This window comes from Pseudenhygromyxa sp. WMMC2535 (assembly GCF_011083025.2).
The window spans coordinates 2,999,711-3,015,000 of the sequence record NZ_JABJWV010000001.1 but is presented as its reverse complement, the minus strand read 5'-3'; the positions used below and the strand labels follow the sequence as shown (position 1 = coordinate 3,015,000).

Below are 15,290 nucleotides of genomic sequence, written 5' to 3'. Positions count from 1 at the left end.
GCCCCCGGCCTCGCCCGCGGCGACCTCGGCCTTGCGCAGGCGGTCGAGGAGCGTGGTCTTGCCGTGGTCGACGTGACCGAGCACGGCGATCACCGGCGCCCGGGCCTCGCCGAGCTCCTCCTCGTCGAGCTCCTCGTCTTCGATGAGCTCGGACTCGTCGAAGGACACGTCCTCGACGCGATAGCCGAACTCGGCGGCGACGAGCTCCGCGGTCTCGACGTCGACGCTGGAATTGAGCGTGGCGTCGCGGATCCCCATGTTCCACAGGATGCGGATGACCTTGGGGGCCTTGACGCCCATCTGCTTGGCGAGCTCGGCGATGGCGATGACCTCGTCGACGCGGATGCGCTTCTTTTCCGCGCTCATCTCCGCCGTACCGGCGCTAGACGGCTTCCCGCTGCGCTTGACGGGGCGCCGCCCAGGCGTGTGGCGAAACGAGCGGATCTCCCGGGCCTTGCGGGCGCTGGCCCGGCCCTTGGGTTGGTCCGCGCTGCCTTGCTCGATGACGACCTCGCGCTTGGGGCCCGGGGCCTTGCCGCCCCGCTTGCCCTTGGCGCCTGCCTTGGTCGCGGTCTTGTCGGTCTTGCCTGCCTTGCCGGTCTTGTCGCCGCCCTCGGCCTTGCCCCCGGCGCGCGACTTGAGGTCGACGAAGCCGAGGATCTTCGGCCCGGCACCGCGCGAGCCCACGATCACGCCGTCGTCGTTGCGGATGGCCCGGCCTTCGTCTTTCTCCTGCTCCTGCGAGGGTGCGGAGGACGAGGCGGGGGCGGGGGGCGCGTCAGTCTCGCGCGGTTGCTTGGGGCTTTTAGACATGCGCCGGTGCTTCGATACGCGACCGACCGGGGGTGGCGCAAGGGGGCCGCGGTCCCCTCCTGGCGGCGGGGGAGCCGTGATATCCTGGGTCCATGGCCCCGAGTCTGCGCGTCGTCGTCAACGGCATGGAGTTCGAGAACCCCTTCCTGCTCGGCTCTGGCCCCCCCGGGACCAACGCGAAGGTCATCATGAAGTCCTTCGACCTCGGCTGGGGCGGAAACGTCTGCAAGACCATCAGCCTGGACCACACCAAGGTCATCAACACCAACCCGCGCTACGCCAAGCTCCGCGACCCGGACGACGCCAAGAAGGTGTTCGGCTTCGAGAACATCGAGCTGATCTCGGATCGACCCTTCGAGACCTGGCTCGAGGAGTTCCGCGAGATCAAGAAGCGCTACCCCAAGCACATCCTGGTCGCCTCCATCATGGAGGAGTACCGCAAGGAGGCCTGGGTCGAGATCGTCGAGCGCGTCCAGGAGACGGGCGTGGACGCCTTCGAGATGAACCTCAGCTGCCCCCACGGCCTGCCCGAGCGACGCATGGGCGCGGCCATGGGCGCGGATCCCGAGATCGTCCGCGAGGTCGTGGGCTGGGTGAAGTCCGTGGCCAAGATCCCCGTTTGGGCCAAGATGACGCCCAACGTCGGCGACGTCGCGGCTTCGCCCAAGGCCGCCGTCGCGGCCGGGGTCGACGGGATCTCCGCGATCAACACGATCTTGTCGGTGGTCGGCGTCGACCTCGACACCCTGCGCCCGATGCCCACGGTCGAGGGCTACACCACGCCCGGCGGCTACTCGGGCATGGCCGCGCGCCCGATCGCGCTGCGCCACGTCATGGAGATCGCCAAGGCCGTCCCGAACACGCCGATCTCGGGCATGGGCGGGATCTACTCCGGCGGCGACGCGGCCCAGTTCGTCGCCCTCGGTTGTCACACCGTTCAAGTCTGCACCGGGGCGATGCTCCAGGGTTACAAGGTCGTTCAGAAGATGAAACAGGAGCTCGAGGCGGTCCTCGCCAAGCACGGCTTCGAGAGCCTCGAGCAGCTGCGCGGCCAGGCCCTGCCCTACTTCACGACCCACCACGACCTCGTCAGCCGCCAGCAGGCCGCCAAGAAAGAGATCGGCATCGGGCGCGACAACGAGACCTGGCAAGGCGAGATCGACAAGGAGACCGACTCGCTGACGGCGAATTGAGCGGCGGGCCTTCCAAAAACGAGGGTATCGAGCGAGAACACCCCCGTGAGCCAAGACAAGCCCCAACAAGGCCGACGCATCGCCGTGCTGACCAGCGGTGGCGACGCGGCTGGCATGAACATGGCCATCCGCTCGGTCACCCGCAGCGCCATCGACCACGGCTGGGAGGTTTACGGCGTTCAAGAGGGCTACGCGGGGCTCATCGCGCCGCGCGAGCAGGGCAAGATCCGCCGCCTGCGGGCCCGCGATGTCGGCGGGATCCTGGACACGGGCGGGACCATGCTCGGCAGCGCGCGCTGCCCGGAGTTCGCCGACCCCGAGGTTCGCCGCCGGGGCGTGGCCAACCTCGAGTCCATGGGCATCGACGCGCTGGTGGTGATCGGCGGCAACGGCTCGCAGACCGGCGCCCACGTGCTGCATGAAGACGGCGTCGAGGTCGTGGGCGTGGCCTCGACCATCGACAACGACCTGCTCGGCAGCGACATCACCCTGGGCGCGGACACGGCCTGCAACGTGGCCCTCGACGCCGTCGACAAGCTGCGGGTCACGGCCACCTCCCACCGCCGGGCCTCGATCGTCGAGGTCATGGGCCGAGACTGCGGCTACATCGGCCTGACCGTGGGCCTGGCCTGCGGCGCCGAGGCCATCGCGCTGCCCGAGGTCGACATGAGCCCCGAAGAGGTGGCGACGCGCATCGAGGACGCCTACCGCCGCGGCAAGAAGCACGCGGTGGTCGTCGTGGCCGAGGGCGCGACCCACGGCGGCGCGGCCCTCGAGCGGATCTTGATCGACGAGTACGGCGAGCGCATCGGCTTCGAGCTGCGCGCCACGATCCTCGGCCACGTCCAGCGCGGCGGCGCGCCCACGGTCTTCGATCGCCTGCTCGGGGCCCGCTTTGGCGCCCACGCGATCGACTGCCTGGCCCGCGGCGAGACCGGCGTGCTCGTCGGCCTGCGCGGGCGCGCGGTCCAGACCACGCCGCTGTCGGAGATCATCGGCAAGATCAAGCCGCTCGACATGTCCCTGGTCGAGCTCGCCCGCGTGCTGGCGCGCTGAGGACCGGGCGCCTGGCGTGAGGCGAGCTGCCCCGAACGGCCCCGGTCCGAGCGAGCGTCCGCGACGCTCGGGCTGTCCGGCTGGCTTCGGCGCGTCACGGGTCGGCGCGTCGCGGGTCGGCGCGTCGCGGACCGGCGCGTCGCGGACCAGCCCCTCGATCGCGCGCTTTTTCTGCGCGCTCTTCCTGCTCGCCCTGCTCGCCCCGCGCCCGGCCCGGGCCGCCCAGCCTGCGTGGTCCATCGAGGGCGACGAGACCCCGCCGGCGCTCTTCGTGGGCCTCGAGGTCGAGGTCTCGGTGCGCCTGAAAAACCGCGGCGCCGAGCCGTGGCTGCCGAGCCGCGACGATCGCCTGTCCTATCACTGGCGCAGCCTCGACGGTGAGCTGCTAATCCGCGACGGCCTGCGCACGCCCCTGCCCGAGGTCGTCGCGCCGGGCGAGCAGATCGAGCTGAAGGCCCACCTCGCGCCGCCGCCGGAGCCCGGACGCTACCGCCTCGAGTGGGCCATGGTCCGCGAGAACGCCTACTGGTTCCCGCCGCCGGAGGGCGGGCCCGAGTTCATCGAGGTCCTCGTCGAGCTCGGGACGCTGGACTGGGCGACGGTGGACTTCGAAGCGCCGACGCACCTGGCCGCAGGCGAGCTCGCGCAGGTGCCCGTGCGCCTGAAAAACCGCGGCGAGGTGCCCTGGGAGGGCGAGCGCGGCGACGCCCTGGCCTATCACTGGTGGTCCGAAGAGGGCGAGCTGGTGATCCGCGACGGCCGGCGCACGCCCCTGCCTGCGGTCGCCCCCGGCGAGACGGTGGCGCTGGACCTTGCGCTCCAGGCCCCGAGCCACCGCGGCCCCGGGGCCCGGCGCTTTTGCGTGACCCTCGAGCCGCTGCGCGAGCGCGTGCAGTGGTTCGGCCCGAGCGCGCGCGGCCCCGAGGATCCCGGCTTCGCCTGCGCGTGGGTCGAGCCGGACCTGCTCCAGTGGGACCTCATCGATGATCAGACCCCGGCGCGGCTGCACAGCGACGCCGGCGAGCTCAGCGTGCCCGTGGTGTTGCGCAACGCCGGCGGCGAGCCGTGGCCGGCGGCGGACTTCTTCTCCTATCGCTGGCGCCGCCTCGACGCGGCGGGGCACCCGAGCTCGGCCCCTGTCGAGGGACTGCGCACGCCCCTGCCCGGCGAGGTCCTGCCCGGCGAGGTCGTGGCCGTGGACGCCCGCCTGGCCGCGCCTCCGCTGCCCGGGCGCTACCGCCTGGAGTGGGGCCTCGTGCGCGAGGGCGAGCGCTGGTATCCGCCCCCGCCGAGCCTCGGGGCCGCCCAGCGCGAGCTCGAGATCCTCAGCCCGCGCCTGGCCTGGGGCCTGCTCGCCGCCGAGGCGCCCGCGGGACCCCTGGGCGCGTGGATCAACCGCACCCGCGAGGTCGAGGTCGAGCTCGTCAACCTCGGCAGCGCGACCTGGTCGGAGGCGGCGGGGGACCACCTCGCCTACCGCTGGCTCGACCCCAACGGCGAGCTCGTCGAGGCCGACGGCATGCGCAGCAGCCTGCCCGGGCCGGTCGCGCCCGGGGAGTCGGTGATCGTCCGCGCCCGGGTCCGCGGCCCCGAGCGGCCCGGGACCTACGGCCTACAGTGGCAGATGGTCCGGGAGCACGTGCGCTGGTACGGCCCGCCGCGGCGCCTCGGCCAGGACCTGCGCTGGAGCGGGCGCGACCTGCCCCTCGCCCGCGCGCGCTGGCTCTCGGGGCTGCTGATCCTGGCGCTCGCGGGGCTGAGCGTGTTCGGGGCCCTGGCCCTGCGCCTGTGGCCACCGCGGCGCACATGGGCTCGGGCCGCGACCGAGCTCGCGCCCCTGGTCTGGGCTGCCCTGGCGATCGCGGCCCTGGTCGCCGCCGTCCACGATCTCTCGGGCATCGAGGCCTGGCCCGGCGCCAGCTGGACCGCCGCCTCCGGGGCGTGGCTGCTCGTCGCCATCCCAGCCGTGGCCCGCGGGCGCTGGCGAGCCGCCCTCGCGGCCGCCCTGGTCTGCGCCCTGGCGGCCCTCGCCCTCGGGGATCTGGTCTACCTGCACTACTTCGGCAGCATCGTCCCCGTGGTCGCGCTGACGGCCTCGCACCACCTCGGCGAGGTCGGAGACAGCGCCGTGGCCGAGCTCGAGCGCGCCTGGGGCTGGCTGGCCGTGCTCCCCGCGGCCGGGCTGCTCGGCGCCGCGCTGTGGCCGAGGCGGAGCCACGAGGCAGACGAAGACGCGCCCGAGCCCGAGCCCGGCGGAGCCACGACCGAGACTGAAGCTCCGATCAAAAAAGACACGAGCGCGCAGCCGACTCTCCCGAGGTGGCGCCGCGCCCTAGGAGCCCGTGGTGGAACCCAGCGCGGCTCCTGGCGCCGGGTTTTTCGTCGAGGGCGCGAAGCCAAAACGCAGCTGTACCGGGCGTACTGCAAGTTTTGGCGACAAAGCCCTCGGCGAAAAGACCAAGCGAGGTGTCGTGTTGGGTTTCACCACGGGCTCCTAGCCAGCCCACGCCTGCGCGCCGCGGCGATCTGCCTGCTCCTCGCCAGCCCTGCGCTGGTCCGCCTCGGCGCCGCCCTGGCCGGGAGCCTGGGTCAGCGCGTGTTCTCGGAGCAGGCCATGGTCGGGCGCTTCGGCTACGTCAACGCCCACCTCTTCGACCTCGCCCGGAGCCTGCGCGAGCGAAGCCGGCGCGGCCGAGCCCTCGACGCCGAGGCGCTCGCGGCCGTCGAGGCCGAGCTCGAGCGCTCTGCCAACGCCGCCAGCGAGGCCGCGGCGATCGCCGAGCACCACCCCTCGCGCCCGCGCCCCTTCGGCGCCGCGGCGGGCGACAACTTGCTGCTGATCCAGGTCGAGGCCGCCCAGAGCTGGGTGATCGGCCTCGAGGTCCGCGGCCAGGAGATCACCCCCTTCCTCAACCGCCTGCGCGGCAGCGCCGACTGGTACCCCTACTTCGTCGACCAGACAAACCAGGGCAAGACCTCGGACGCCGAGTACGCCGTGCTCAATTCGCAGCACCCCCTGGGCGAGGGCGCGGTCTGCTTCCTGCGCGCCGACAACCACTTCCACAGCCTCGCCCACGTCCTGTCCGAGACGGCCGGCTACACCACGCTCTCGGCCCACCCCTACAAGCGCGGGTTTTGGAACCGGGCCGTGCTCCACCCGCGCTACGGCTTCGAGCGCTCGCTCTTTCGCCGCGAGCTCGGCGAGGGCACCACGACCGGCTGGGGCCTGGCCGACGGCCCCTTCTTCGCGCGGATCCTCCCGGAGCTCGAGGCCCTGCCTCAGCCCTGGTTCGCGTTTTTGATCACCTTGTCCCTGCATCACCCCTACGAGCACTGGCCGCGCTCGCTCGAGGCCCTGGACCTCGGCCGCCTCGAGGGCACGCGGGTCGGCAACTACCTCGAGGCGATGCACTACTTCGACCGCTCCTTGGCCGAGCTCCTCGCCGGCCTCGAGGACGCGGGGCTGCTCGATCACACCCTCGTCGCGCTCTACGGCGACCACGACGCGCGCTTCGAGCTCGACGCCTACCCCGAGGTCGTCGAGCTCGCCAGCGGCGGCGCGACCTGGGATCCCGCGCTCTTTCATCGCCTCGAGCGCGTGCCCGCCTTCGTTCGACTGCCCGAGCACGCCCGCAAAAGGGGAGCCGGAGGCGCCGTCGAGGTCGTCGGCGGGCACATCGACCTCGCGCCCACGCTCTTGCATCACCTGGGCGTCGAGCGCCCCCACGACTTCATCGGCCGGCCGCTGCTCCCCGGCAGCGAGGACCAGGACTTCGCCGCCTACCCCGACGCCTCGGCCTACGGCCCCGCGCGCATGTTCGTGGCCGAGGGCCCGGGGATCCCCCGCGAGGGCGGCTGCTTCGGCTTCGGCCCGGCCGCCGAGGACGCCGCCAGCCACCCCCGGAGCGAGTGCGAGGACCTGGCCGAGCGCAGCGCCACGCAGCTGAGCGTGTCACGCCAGATCGTCGACCACGACCTCGCCCGCTCGCTCGCCCAATCTCCCTAGACGATCCACATCGCCTTGCCCGCGGTCGCCAACCACAGCCCGAAGCGACCCAGGCGCGCAGCCTCTCCTCCGGGACGCCAGCCCGCCAGCGCCTTGCGATAGAGCAGCAGCTGCGGCCCGTACTCCCACTGCAGCTCCTCCATCTGCGCCCGCGAGCGGACCTTTGTCGTCACCTTGTAGTCGAGCACGTGCCAGCGCTCGTCCTCGCCGCGCCACAGCAGATCCACCCGGCCGCTGATGCGGTGGTCGAAGTCTCCCGCGTCGGCGGGGACCAGGGCGTCGACCTCGACCTCGTGGAAGAGCTCGCCGCGCTCCCGAGCCGCGCGCAGCTCCACGAGCAGCTCGGCGGACTCGACCATGCCGAGGCAGCGGCCCAGCCAGTGGACCACGCGGCGGCGCGCGGGCGCTTCGTGGTGGGGGAAGTGCAGGCGCGCGAGCTCGTCGAGGCCGTTGGCGCCCGGGGGATCTCCCTCGAAATTCCAGCGCTCCATGGCCGCGTGGAAGAGCTCGCCCAGGCGCAGCGGCTCCTCGTCCTCGAGCAGCGCCGGGCGGCGCGCGGGCAGGGGCATGTCCCAGCGCTGACTGCTGACCGGCCAGGGCGAGCGGCCTGCGCTGGGCCGCCAGAACTGGTTGAGGGGGCCCGCCCGCCAACGCAGCGGGTCGTGGGTCGGCGCGGGCGCGCCTGCATGCGCCTCGGGCTGCGCGTCGACATCGGCGTTGATACCGGCGGCGTTGATACCGGCGGCGTTGATACCGGCGGCGTTGATACCGACCGCCTCGATGTCAGCCGCCTCGACGCGCTCGGGCTCGGGTTCGGGCTCGGGCTCGCGCTCGCGCTCGGCAGGACCCGCCAACATGTCGAAGAGCCCGAGCTGCGCCGAGGGGAGCTCGCGGCGAGCCTTTCGCTTGGGCTTCTTCGCCTTCGTGCTCGCCCTCCTGGCCGGCTGCTCCGGCGCAGGCCCACCGCCAGACGCCTCGCCTGCTCGTTTCGCCCCGTCTTTGCTCGGCTCTCCAGCGCCCGAGTTTCCCCGCGCCCCCTCGGACGCCCTCGGCTCTCCCGCTGCCGCCCTCTCCCCTGCCCCCTCGGACGCCCTCGGCTCTCCCGCTGCCGCCCTCTCCCCCGCACCCTCGGACGGACTCGACTCTTCCCCTGCGCCTGCGCTCGGCTCTCCCGCTGCCGCCCTCTCCCCCGCCTCGCTCGAGTCCGCGCCAGACCCTGCGCCCGGCATCGGCGTCGGCATCGGCATCGGCATCGCGAGGCCAGCCGCGAGCATGTCGTCGTCGATCACCCTCAGGTGCGCCAAGCTCCACGCCGACGCCCGCGGGCGCAGCACGTCCTCGCTGGCCGGCAGGTCGAGCCCGGCCACGAGCAGCTCCATGGGCCGCTTGCACAGATAGGCCGGCTTGGGCTCGCCGAGCAGGTGCTTCATGTCCGCGCGCCACTCGAGGCCCAGGTAGGGCTTGTCCTCGTAGTGCACGTGCGTGCGGGCGTCGGCCTCGCCGCTGAGCACCAGGCGATCCCGCGCGCGGGTCATCGCCACGTAGAGCAGGCGCTTGGCCTCGGCCGCCTCGAGGGGGGCGAGCATGTTCGTGCAGACCTCGTGGAGGGGATCGTGGGGCGCGGCGAAGCCCTGGTGAGGCTGGCGGATCCGCGGCACGGGCAGCGCCTCCTCGCGCTCGCTGTCGAGGGTCGGGACCGCCCCGGCGCTCCAGCTGGTGCGCCCCCCTCCCCCGCGGAATTCGCCGATCCCCGCGAGCACCACCGCCGGCCACTCCTTGCCCTTGGCCCCGTGCCAGGTGGTGATCGTGACCGCGTCGGCCTGCGCTGAGATCAGCCCCTCGGGCGCCGGCTCGACCCCCGAGTCCAGCCACTGCGCGAGGCGCTGGAGGTCCGGACCCTCGGGCTCGAGCAGGCGCACGTGTTCGACGAAGCGCCAGGCGTTGGCGACCGCCCGGCGGCCGCGGGGGCCCGCGAGCCAGGCCGCCTCGAGGCGCAGCGCGACGATCACGTCGGCGAGCAGGTCGGCGCTGAGCCGCGCGCCGGCGTGGCGGATCAGCGCGCGCAGCCGATCCCGGCCGTGCTCGAGGGCCGCGGCGTCGGCTTCGAGGCGCGCGCGCAGCTCCTGGATCGGGGTCTCTCCCAGGACGCCAGCCGCGGTCAGCGCATCGAGCGCTCGCTGGGGATCGAGGCGACCGTGGCGGAGCACTTCGCGCATGCGACGCGGCCAGGGTCGGAGCCCACGAGATCCAGACTGCTCAGTCCCGTCATTGACGCGACCGCTCTCTTCCCCCTCATCTGTCTCGTCGCGCTGACCGTCCTCGTCCCAGCTCTCCCAGACCTCGTCGAGGTCGGCGAACTCGGGCAAGTCCGGGTCCGCCTCGCGGATCCGCCGGTCGACCCCCGGCCAGCGCGCGAGCACGTAGAGCCCGAGGTCCGAGATCCCAAAGCAGGGCCCGCGGAGCACGGCGACGGCCGCGAGCTCGTCGCGCTCGTCGACCCACAGGCGGATCAGGTTGATGAGGTCGCGGACCTCGGGCAGCGAGAGCAGGCCGCGGCCGCCTGCGAGGTCCGCCGAGATGCCCACGGCCTCGAGCGCGGCGCGGTAGTCCTCGGCCAGGCTCCAACGGGGGACGAGGATCGCAATGTCCCGCGCCCGCAGGGCCGCCTCGCCCGAGCTCAGCGGGTCGATCGAGCGCCCGGGCGCTGCCTGATCGAGCTGACTGCCCTGATCGGGCTGTTCGGGCTGATCGGGCTTGTCCACGGCGATCGTCGCCCCCGCGAGCAGCCCCCGGACGTGCGCGGCGACCCGCTCGGGCTCGTCGCGGCCGTCCTCGTCGTAGCGTCGGGCCCGGATCAGCAGATCCACGGCCTGCCCGGGCAGGCGATCCACCGTGCGCAGCGCGACGATGTCGTGATCCCAGGGCACGATCGCGTGATCCGAGACGTCGCGCAGCTGCGCGAGCGCCTGCGGGCGCCCGAAGGCCGCGGTGTCGGCCCAGGGCAGGCGCCCGGCGAAGAGCGGCGGGAAGAGATGACCAAAAAAACGCGCCAGCGAGGGTGAGCTGCGCCGGTTGTCGGCGAGCTCGACGATCGCGGAGCCGCCCATCTCGTCGTCCTCGGCCGCGTCGTCCGCCGAATTCCCGGCGGATCCGCCCTCGCGCACGCCCGATCCCTCGATCACCGCCAGGTTCACGCGCTCGGGCGCCTCGTGATCCGCCTCGTCGACGCCCCGCACCGCGCCGTGCACGGCCCGATCGACCTCGCCCGCCCCCGTGGGCGCGGCCGTCCCCTCGACGACCGACAAAATCACGCTCCCCTGCGCCTCGCGATCGGCCCGATCCATGCCCAGATCCCCATCGAGGGCGGCCGGATCGGGCTCCACATCGCCAGCCTGCACATCGCCGGCCTCGAGGTCCTCGGGCGCCTCGTCCCCGTCCCGGCTGACCACCACCTTCGCGCGGGCGAACACCCCCGGATCCGCCCCGCGGAACCGATAGATCGACTGCTTGGGGTCACCCACGAAGAACACCCGGGCCGGCGCGCCCGGTCGCCCGCACAGATCCGTCAGGTTCTCGATGATCTCGGCCTGCGCGGGGTTGATGTCCTGGTACTCGTCGACCAGGAGGTGGCGATAGCGGCCGCGGAGCTGTTCGCGGGCCTGGGGATCCGCCAGCAGGCCACGCGCGAGGCGCTCGAGGTCGTCGTAGCGGAGCACCGCCCGCTCGCGCAGGCGCTCGAGCCAGTCCTGCCGGGCGATCTCGGCCACGTCGACCCAGCGCCCGAGGTGCTCGGCCTGCCCGGGGGCCAAGGCGGGACCGGGATCCGGGAGCACGGGGCGCTCGCGGCGGGTGCTGGTCACCCGGTGGATGTTGCGGACCTGCTGGAGCAGGTCCTCGAGCGGGCCGAGGCTCTTGCTCGGCCGCGTCTTCATGAGCGCCTCGACGTCCTCGTGGATCGTGGCCAGGTCGATGTTGTCACCGACATGGCGCATGACCCGCGAGAGTTTCCCGGCCAGCTCGAGCTGCTTTTCGTTGGGCTGCCCCTGCTGGCCGACGGCGACGCAGGCCTGGAAGAGCATGACCAGCGCCGGGCCCATGAGCGCGATGTACTCACTCCACTGAGCGCGGACAAAGCGCCAGCGCGCCTTGGCCAGGGCGGCGACCCGCGGCGGGCCGGGCTCGTCGGCCACCGGCAGCGCGGGGTCATCGACCATGACTCGCAGCTCCTGGCGCACGAAGCCCAGGGGGTGCGCGCGCAGCAGGGAGACACAGCCGGGGTGGGCCCGGTGGCCGGGCTCGTCCAGGGCCCGGTCCAGCCAGCCGCGCACGAAGGCGTCGAGCTCGAGGGCCTGCTCCGCGGGCTCGAGCGGCCGCGCGTCCGGGGGGACGCCGGAGCGCTCGGGGAATTCGGCGAGCAGGCGGGCGCACAGCGAGTGGATCGTGCCGATCGGGGCCGCCGCGACGCGCTCGGCCAGGCTCAGGCGAGCATCCAGACCGCGCGCGGCGACGATCTCGGCGAGGATCGGGTCGTCCGCGCCCACCTCATCGGGCGCGCAGGTCAGCGCCGCGAACACCCGCGCCCGCATCTCGGCCGCCGCCGCCCGGGTGAAGGTCACCGCGACCACCTCCTCCGGGCTCGCCCACGCGGATCCACCCCCGTCGGGGCCCTCGCCGGCGATGATCCGCAGGTAGCGACGGACCAGACGCCAGGTCTTGCCCGTGCCGGCGCTCGCGACCAGGACCACGGAGCGCGTCGGATCGAAGATCGGGCCGTGTCGACCCGCGCCGGCGCCCGTCAACGCACCACCTCCCGGGCGCACCGGCCCCTCGGCGCGAGGATCCGCCCGCGTCGACCCGCGCCGGCGCCCGTCAACGCACCACCTCCCGGGCGCGCCGGCTGTCCGCGAGGAGGTGCAGGGCCGGCGGCAGGCCGCACGCGCGCTCGTCGGCCGCCGGGATCGCGCGCATCAGCTCGTGCAGGCGCCCGCCGGCACCTGGGGCGCCCTTGGATCGCGGCGCGCGGGCGACCAGGGGGAAGCGCCCGGCCGCGATCGCGGCGCAAAAGGCCGCCGCGAAGCGGGCCGCGGCCGCGATCACCGTCTGTTCCTCGCCCTGATCATCGATACCCAGCGGCCCGTGCGGGTCGAAGCCCCTCGCCTCGGGCGGCACGGGCTCGCCCTTGCGAAAGCGCGGCGGTCGACGCAGGTACTCGAGCCGCAGCGCGCCCACCCGCGTGGGGCCGTGCATGCGCAGGCGCGCCGGCGCGTCACGGCAGATCTGCTCGACGGCCAGGGCGTAGAGAGGCAGCTGCAGGTGCGTGCCCGCGCGCAGCTCGGCCGAGAGCTTTGATGATGAGGGCGGCGTGCCCGTCTTGTAGTCGCAGACGATCAGCCGGTTGCGGGGCGGATCCACCTCGAGGCGGTCGATCACCCCGGTGAAGGGGATCTTCTGGCCGTCGAGCTCGAGCTCGAAGCCCTCGCCGGCGTCCAGGGACCACTCGGCGGCGGCCAGGAACAGCCCGGGCGCCGTCTGCTCGGGCTCCGCCTTTCTCCACGCGGCCTTGGCCCGCGACTTGGCCGACTTGGCGCTCGAATTCGAGCTCGCGGCGCTCGGCTTGACCACCCCGGACCAGTCCGCGGCCAGGCGCTGGTGCCAGGTTTGCCACCAGACGCTCAGCTCCGTGGCCCAACGGTCGCGCTCGCTGGTCCAGATCACCTCGGACTGGCCGTGCTCCGCGCGCTTGCGGTAGCCCTCGGTCAGCGCGGCCAACGCGTCGGCCAGGAGCGCCTCGGAGATCGAGGCGAGCTCCAGCCAGCCTGTCTCGAGGGCGTCGAGTCGTGGTCGGAGCGCAGCGTCGAGGGCGCGGTGGACGACCTGGCCCTGCTCCGCCGCGAGCAGCGCCGACGCCCCGCTGGGGTCCCCGAGGCGCTCGCGCAGGCCGAGCACGCGCTCGATGAAGTAGCGGTAGGGCAGCGCCGCGTAGCTCTGGAGGGCGCTGGCCGAGTAGGGCCGCGCGGGCGGGACGGCCACGCCCAGATCCCCCGTATGTGCGCTGACCGCGGCGCCCTCGTGGGCTTGCATCGCTTCGACCCGGCGCGCCAGCTCGGGTAGCCCGGCCCAGCCCAGCAGCGCCGCCTCGATCGGCGCCGCGGCCCTCGGCACCTCGGCTGTGCCGGTCTCCTCATCCACGGCCAGGGCGTCCACGCCGACCTGCCATTCGACCGCCGCGCCGCCCTGACGTCCGGCGATCCACGGCCCCGGCGGGCGGCGGTTCCCGGCGCCGTCGCGGTGGCGCCAGCTGGCGATCACCTCGCGCTGGCCGTCGGTCAGCAGGTCGAGCAGACGGAGCTCGGCGGAGAAGCGGGTGGCGTCGGGGATCAGCCCGAGATCGCCGCGCAACTGCGTGGAGATCGGCCCGTGGTGGACCGGCGGGTGCGGGTGAACGTCGAGACCGGCGAGGATCAGCCGCTCGGGCAGGTGATCCAGGGTCGCCGCGCAGGCGTAGGGCATCACCCACACCGCTGGCGGCGGCTCGACGGGCTCCACCACCGCATGTTCGCCGCTCGCGGGCGCGAACGAGCTGCGGCTCTCCACCCAGCGCCCCGCGTGGGCGAAGCTCAGGGCGTGATCCAGGCGCGCGCCGAGTGGATCCGGGCGCGCGCCGGGCTGATCCACGTCCAAACCGGGCGAATCCAGGGCTGCGGCGCCGGCGAGCACCTCGAACACGACCCGCGCGGCCGTCATCTCGGGCCCGTCGACGCCGTGCACGGCCGCGCGACCGAGCAGATCCCAGTCGTCGAGGAGCGTGCGCAGCTGCTCGGGGCCGTCGACGGCCTGCAGGCGCTCGATCGCGGCGGCGAGCAGGCGGTGCGCGTCGGCGAGGCGGCGCTGGCGGGCCTCGAGCTGCTCCGCGGGCCACTCGAAGCGCTCCGCTCGCTCGCGCAGGGCCTCGTCACCGCGCTCACCGGCCGCGCGCAGGCGTGTAGACAGGGTGTCGAGGGTCAGCGAGGCCGCGCGCTGGCTCTCCCAGGCGTCGCGCAGGTCTCCGGGCGTGGGCGCGCGGGGAAAATCGACGTCCAGATCCTCCGCGAGCGCGCCCCAGGCACGCAGCGCGGGCCCAAAGAGCACCGCGTCGAGGTCCGCGCGGGTCACCGCGAGCTCGCGCGCGGCGGCTCCTCCCGCCTGCACCACCGAGGCACCCCTGTCCGAGCTGCTCGAGCTGCTGGATCCCCCTTCGCTGCCGAGCAGGCCGGCGCCAAGCGTGACCCGCAGCAGCGCGCGCACGGTCCGGGCGGCCGCCGTGTCCCCGGCGCGCTGCTCCACCCAGGCGCGCACGGGGATGTCCCGGTGGCGCAGGCGGGCGACCCAGCGCGGGACGTCCTGCTCCGGGGCCAAGACGGCGGCCGGCGGGCTCCCGGGCTGCCCCGAGCGCGCCGCCCAGCGCGGGTGGCCACGGAGGATCCGCGCGACGCCGGCGATCTCGGCCTCGGGCCCCGCACAGGACAGGCGCATGCTCAGGGGGTGGCGGTCTCGGGCGGCCCCGGCCGCGAGCAGGCCCTCGGTCAGGGCGCCATCCCAACGCTCGAAGTCCAGGGCCTCGAGCAGCCGGGTCTCCCAGACGGCGGTGGTCCCCGAGAAGAAGCCCAACGCGAGGCGCGCCGAATTGTGGCGCAGGAAGCTGACGCGCGCGTGGCCCGCGAGGACCTTGGCCAGGGCCTGCCCCCGCCACCACAGCGGCCGCAGCGCGTCACGCTCGCGTGTGCGCATCTCACGGCGGAAGCGGAGGAAGGCCGCGAGCATCGCCTGGTCCCGAGCGCCCTGCGCCCGCTCGAGCTGCGCCTCGAGCTCGCCCTCGCCCTCGCCTCCCACGCTCGCCCCGGCCGTGGCCCGCTCGAGCTCAGTGAAGGTTCGCAGGACCTCGCGCTGGTAGCTGGGCTGGTCGAGGATCAGCTCGAAGCGCTGATCCGGATCCCCCGCCAGCGCGGCCCGGACCTCGGCCAGGGTCTCGAGGCGCGAGAGCGGCTCCCCACCCAGGGCGCGCGCGGCCTCATCGAGGAGGGCCTCGAGATCGAGGATCCGCGCGCCCACGACCGGGCCGTGGGCGGCCATCAGGCTCTGGATCCACCGGGCCTCGTGGCGGCCACGGACCACCACCAGCACACGCCCGGGGGAGTGCCGCCGCACCCGGGCGAGCAGGCGCTCGACGAGGTCAGGCATGCGCG

Annotated in this window: 6 protein-coding genes (1 of these 6 cut by a window edge); 3 read left to right on the top strand and 3 right to left on the bottom strand. The window is 73.7% G+C overall.

What is annotated here, in order from left to right:
* Positions 1-813: the beginning of a translation initiation factor IF-2 N-terminal domain-containing protein gene (locus tag G6O69_RS11635; protein WP_172303584.1), read on the bottom strand. It extends 1,530 nt beyond the left edge of the window; 813 of the gene's 2,343 nt are visible here — the first part of the coding sequence; its start codon is at positions 811-813; its stop codon lies beyond the left edge, outside the window.
* Between the two features lie 92 nt (positions 814-905).
* Between G6O69_RS11635 and preA the strand changes: the two genes are divergently transcribed.
* The 3 genes from preA to G6O69_RS42075 are packed head-to-tail and all read left to right on the top strand — an operon-like array spanning position 906 to position 7,068.
* On the top strand, positions 906-2,006 hold the full coding sequence (preA, locus tag G6O69_RS11630) for an NAD-dependent dihydropyrimidine dehydrogenase subunit PreA (protein WP_172303583.1): 1,101 nt from the start codon (positions 906-908) through the stop codon (positions 2,004-2,006).
* A gap of 45 nt (positions 2,007-2,051) precedes the next feature.
* Positions 2,052-3,062, top strand: coding sequence for an ATP-dependent 6-phosphofructokinase (locus G6O69_RS11625; protein ID WP_346017033.1), 1,011 nt, complete (start codon positions 2,052-2,054; stop codon positions 3,060-3,062).
* Positions 3,063-3,078: 16 nt separating this feature from the next.
* On the top strand, positions 3,079-7,068 hold the full coding sequence (locus G6O69_RS42075; RefSeq protein WP_172303582.1) for a sulfatase-like hydrolase/transferase: 3,990 nt from the start codon (positions 3,079-3,081) through the stop codon (positions 7,066-7,068).
* Here G6O69_RS42075 and G6O69_RS11615 read toward each other — a convergent pair.
* Together G6O69_RS11615 and G6O69_RS11610 are read right to left on the bottom strand one after the other, a co-directional pair.
* The gene (locus tag G6O69_RS11615) at positions 7,065-11,867 is read right to left on the bottom strand and encodes a UvrD-helicase domain-containing protein (protein WP_172303581.1); all 4,803 of its coding nucleotides are present in this window, start codon (positions 11,865-11,867) and stop codon (positions 7,065-7,067) included. The genes G6O69_RS42075 and G6O69_RS11615 overlap by 4 nt on opposite strands.
* A 70-nt stretch (positions 11,868-11,937) precedes the next feature.
* Positions 11,938-15,285, bottom strand: coding sequence for a PD-(D/E)XK nuclease family protein (locus G6O69_RS11610; protein WP_172303580.1), 3,348 nt, complete (start codon positions 15,283-15,285; stop codon positions 11,938-11,940).
* Positions 15,286-15,290 lie beyond the last annotated feature (5 nt).

Excerpts from the sequence above, each read along its gene's own strand:
- preA (WP_172303583.1), top strand. The coding sequence starts at position 906 with ATGGCCCCGAGTCTGCGCGTCGTCGTCAACGGCATGGAGTTCGAGAAC.
- G6O69_RS11610 (WP_172303580.1), bottom strand. The coding sequence starts at position 15,285 with ATGCCTGACCTCGTCGAGCGCCTGCTCGCCCGGGTGCGGCGGCACTCC.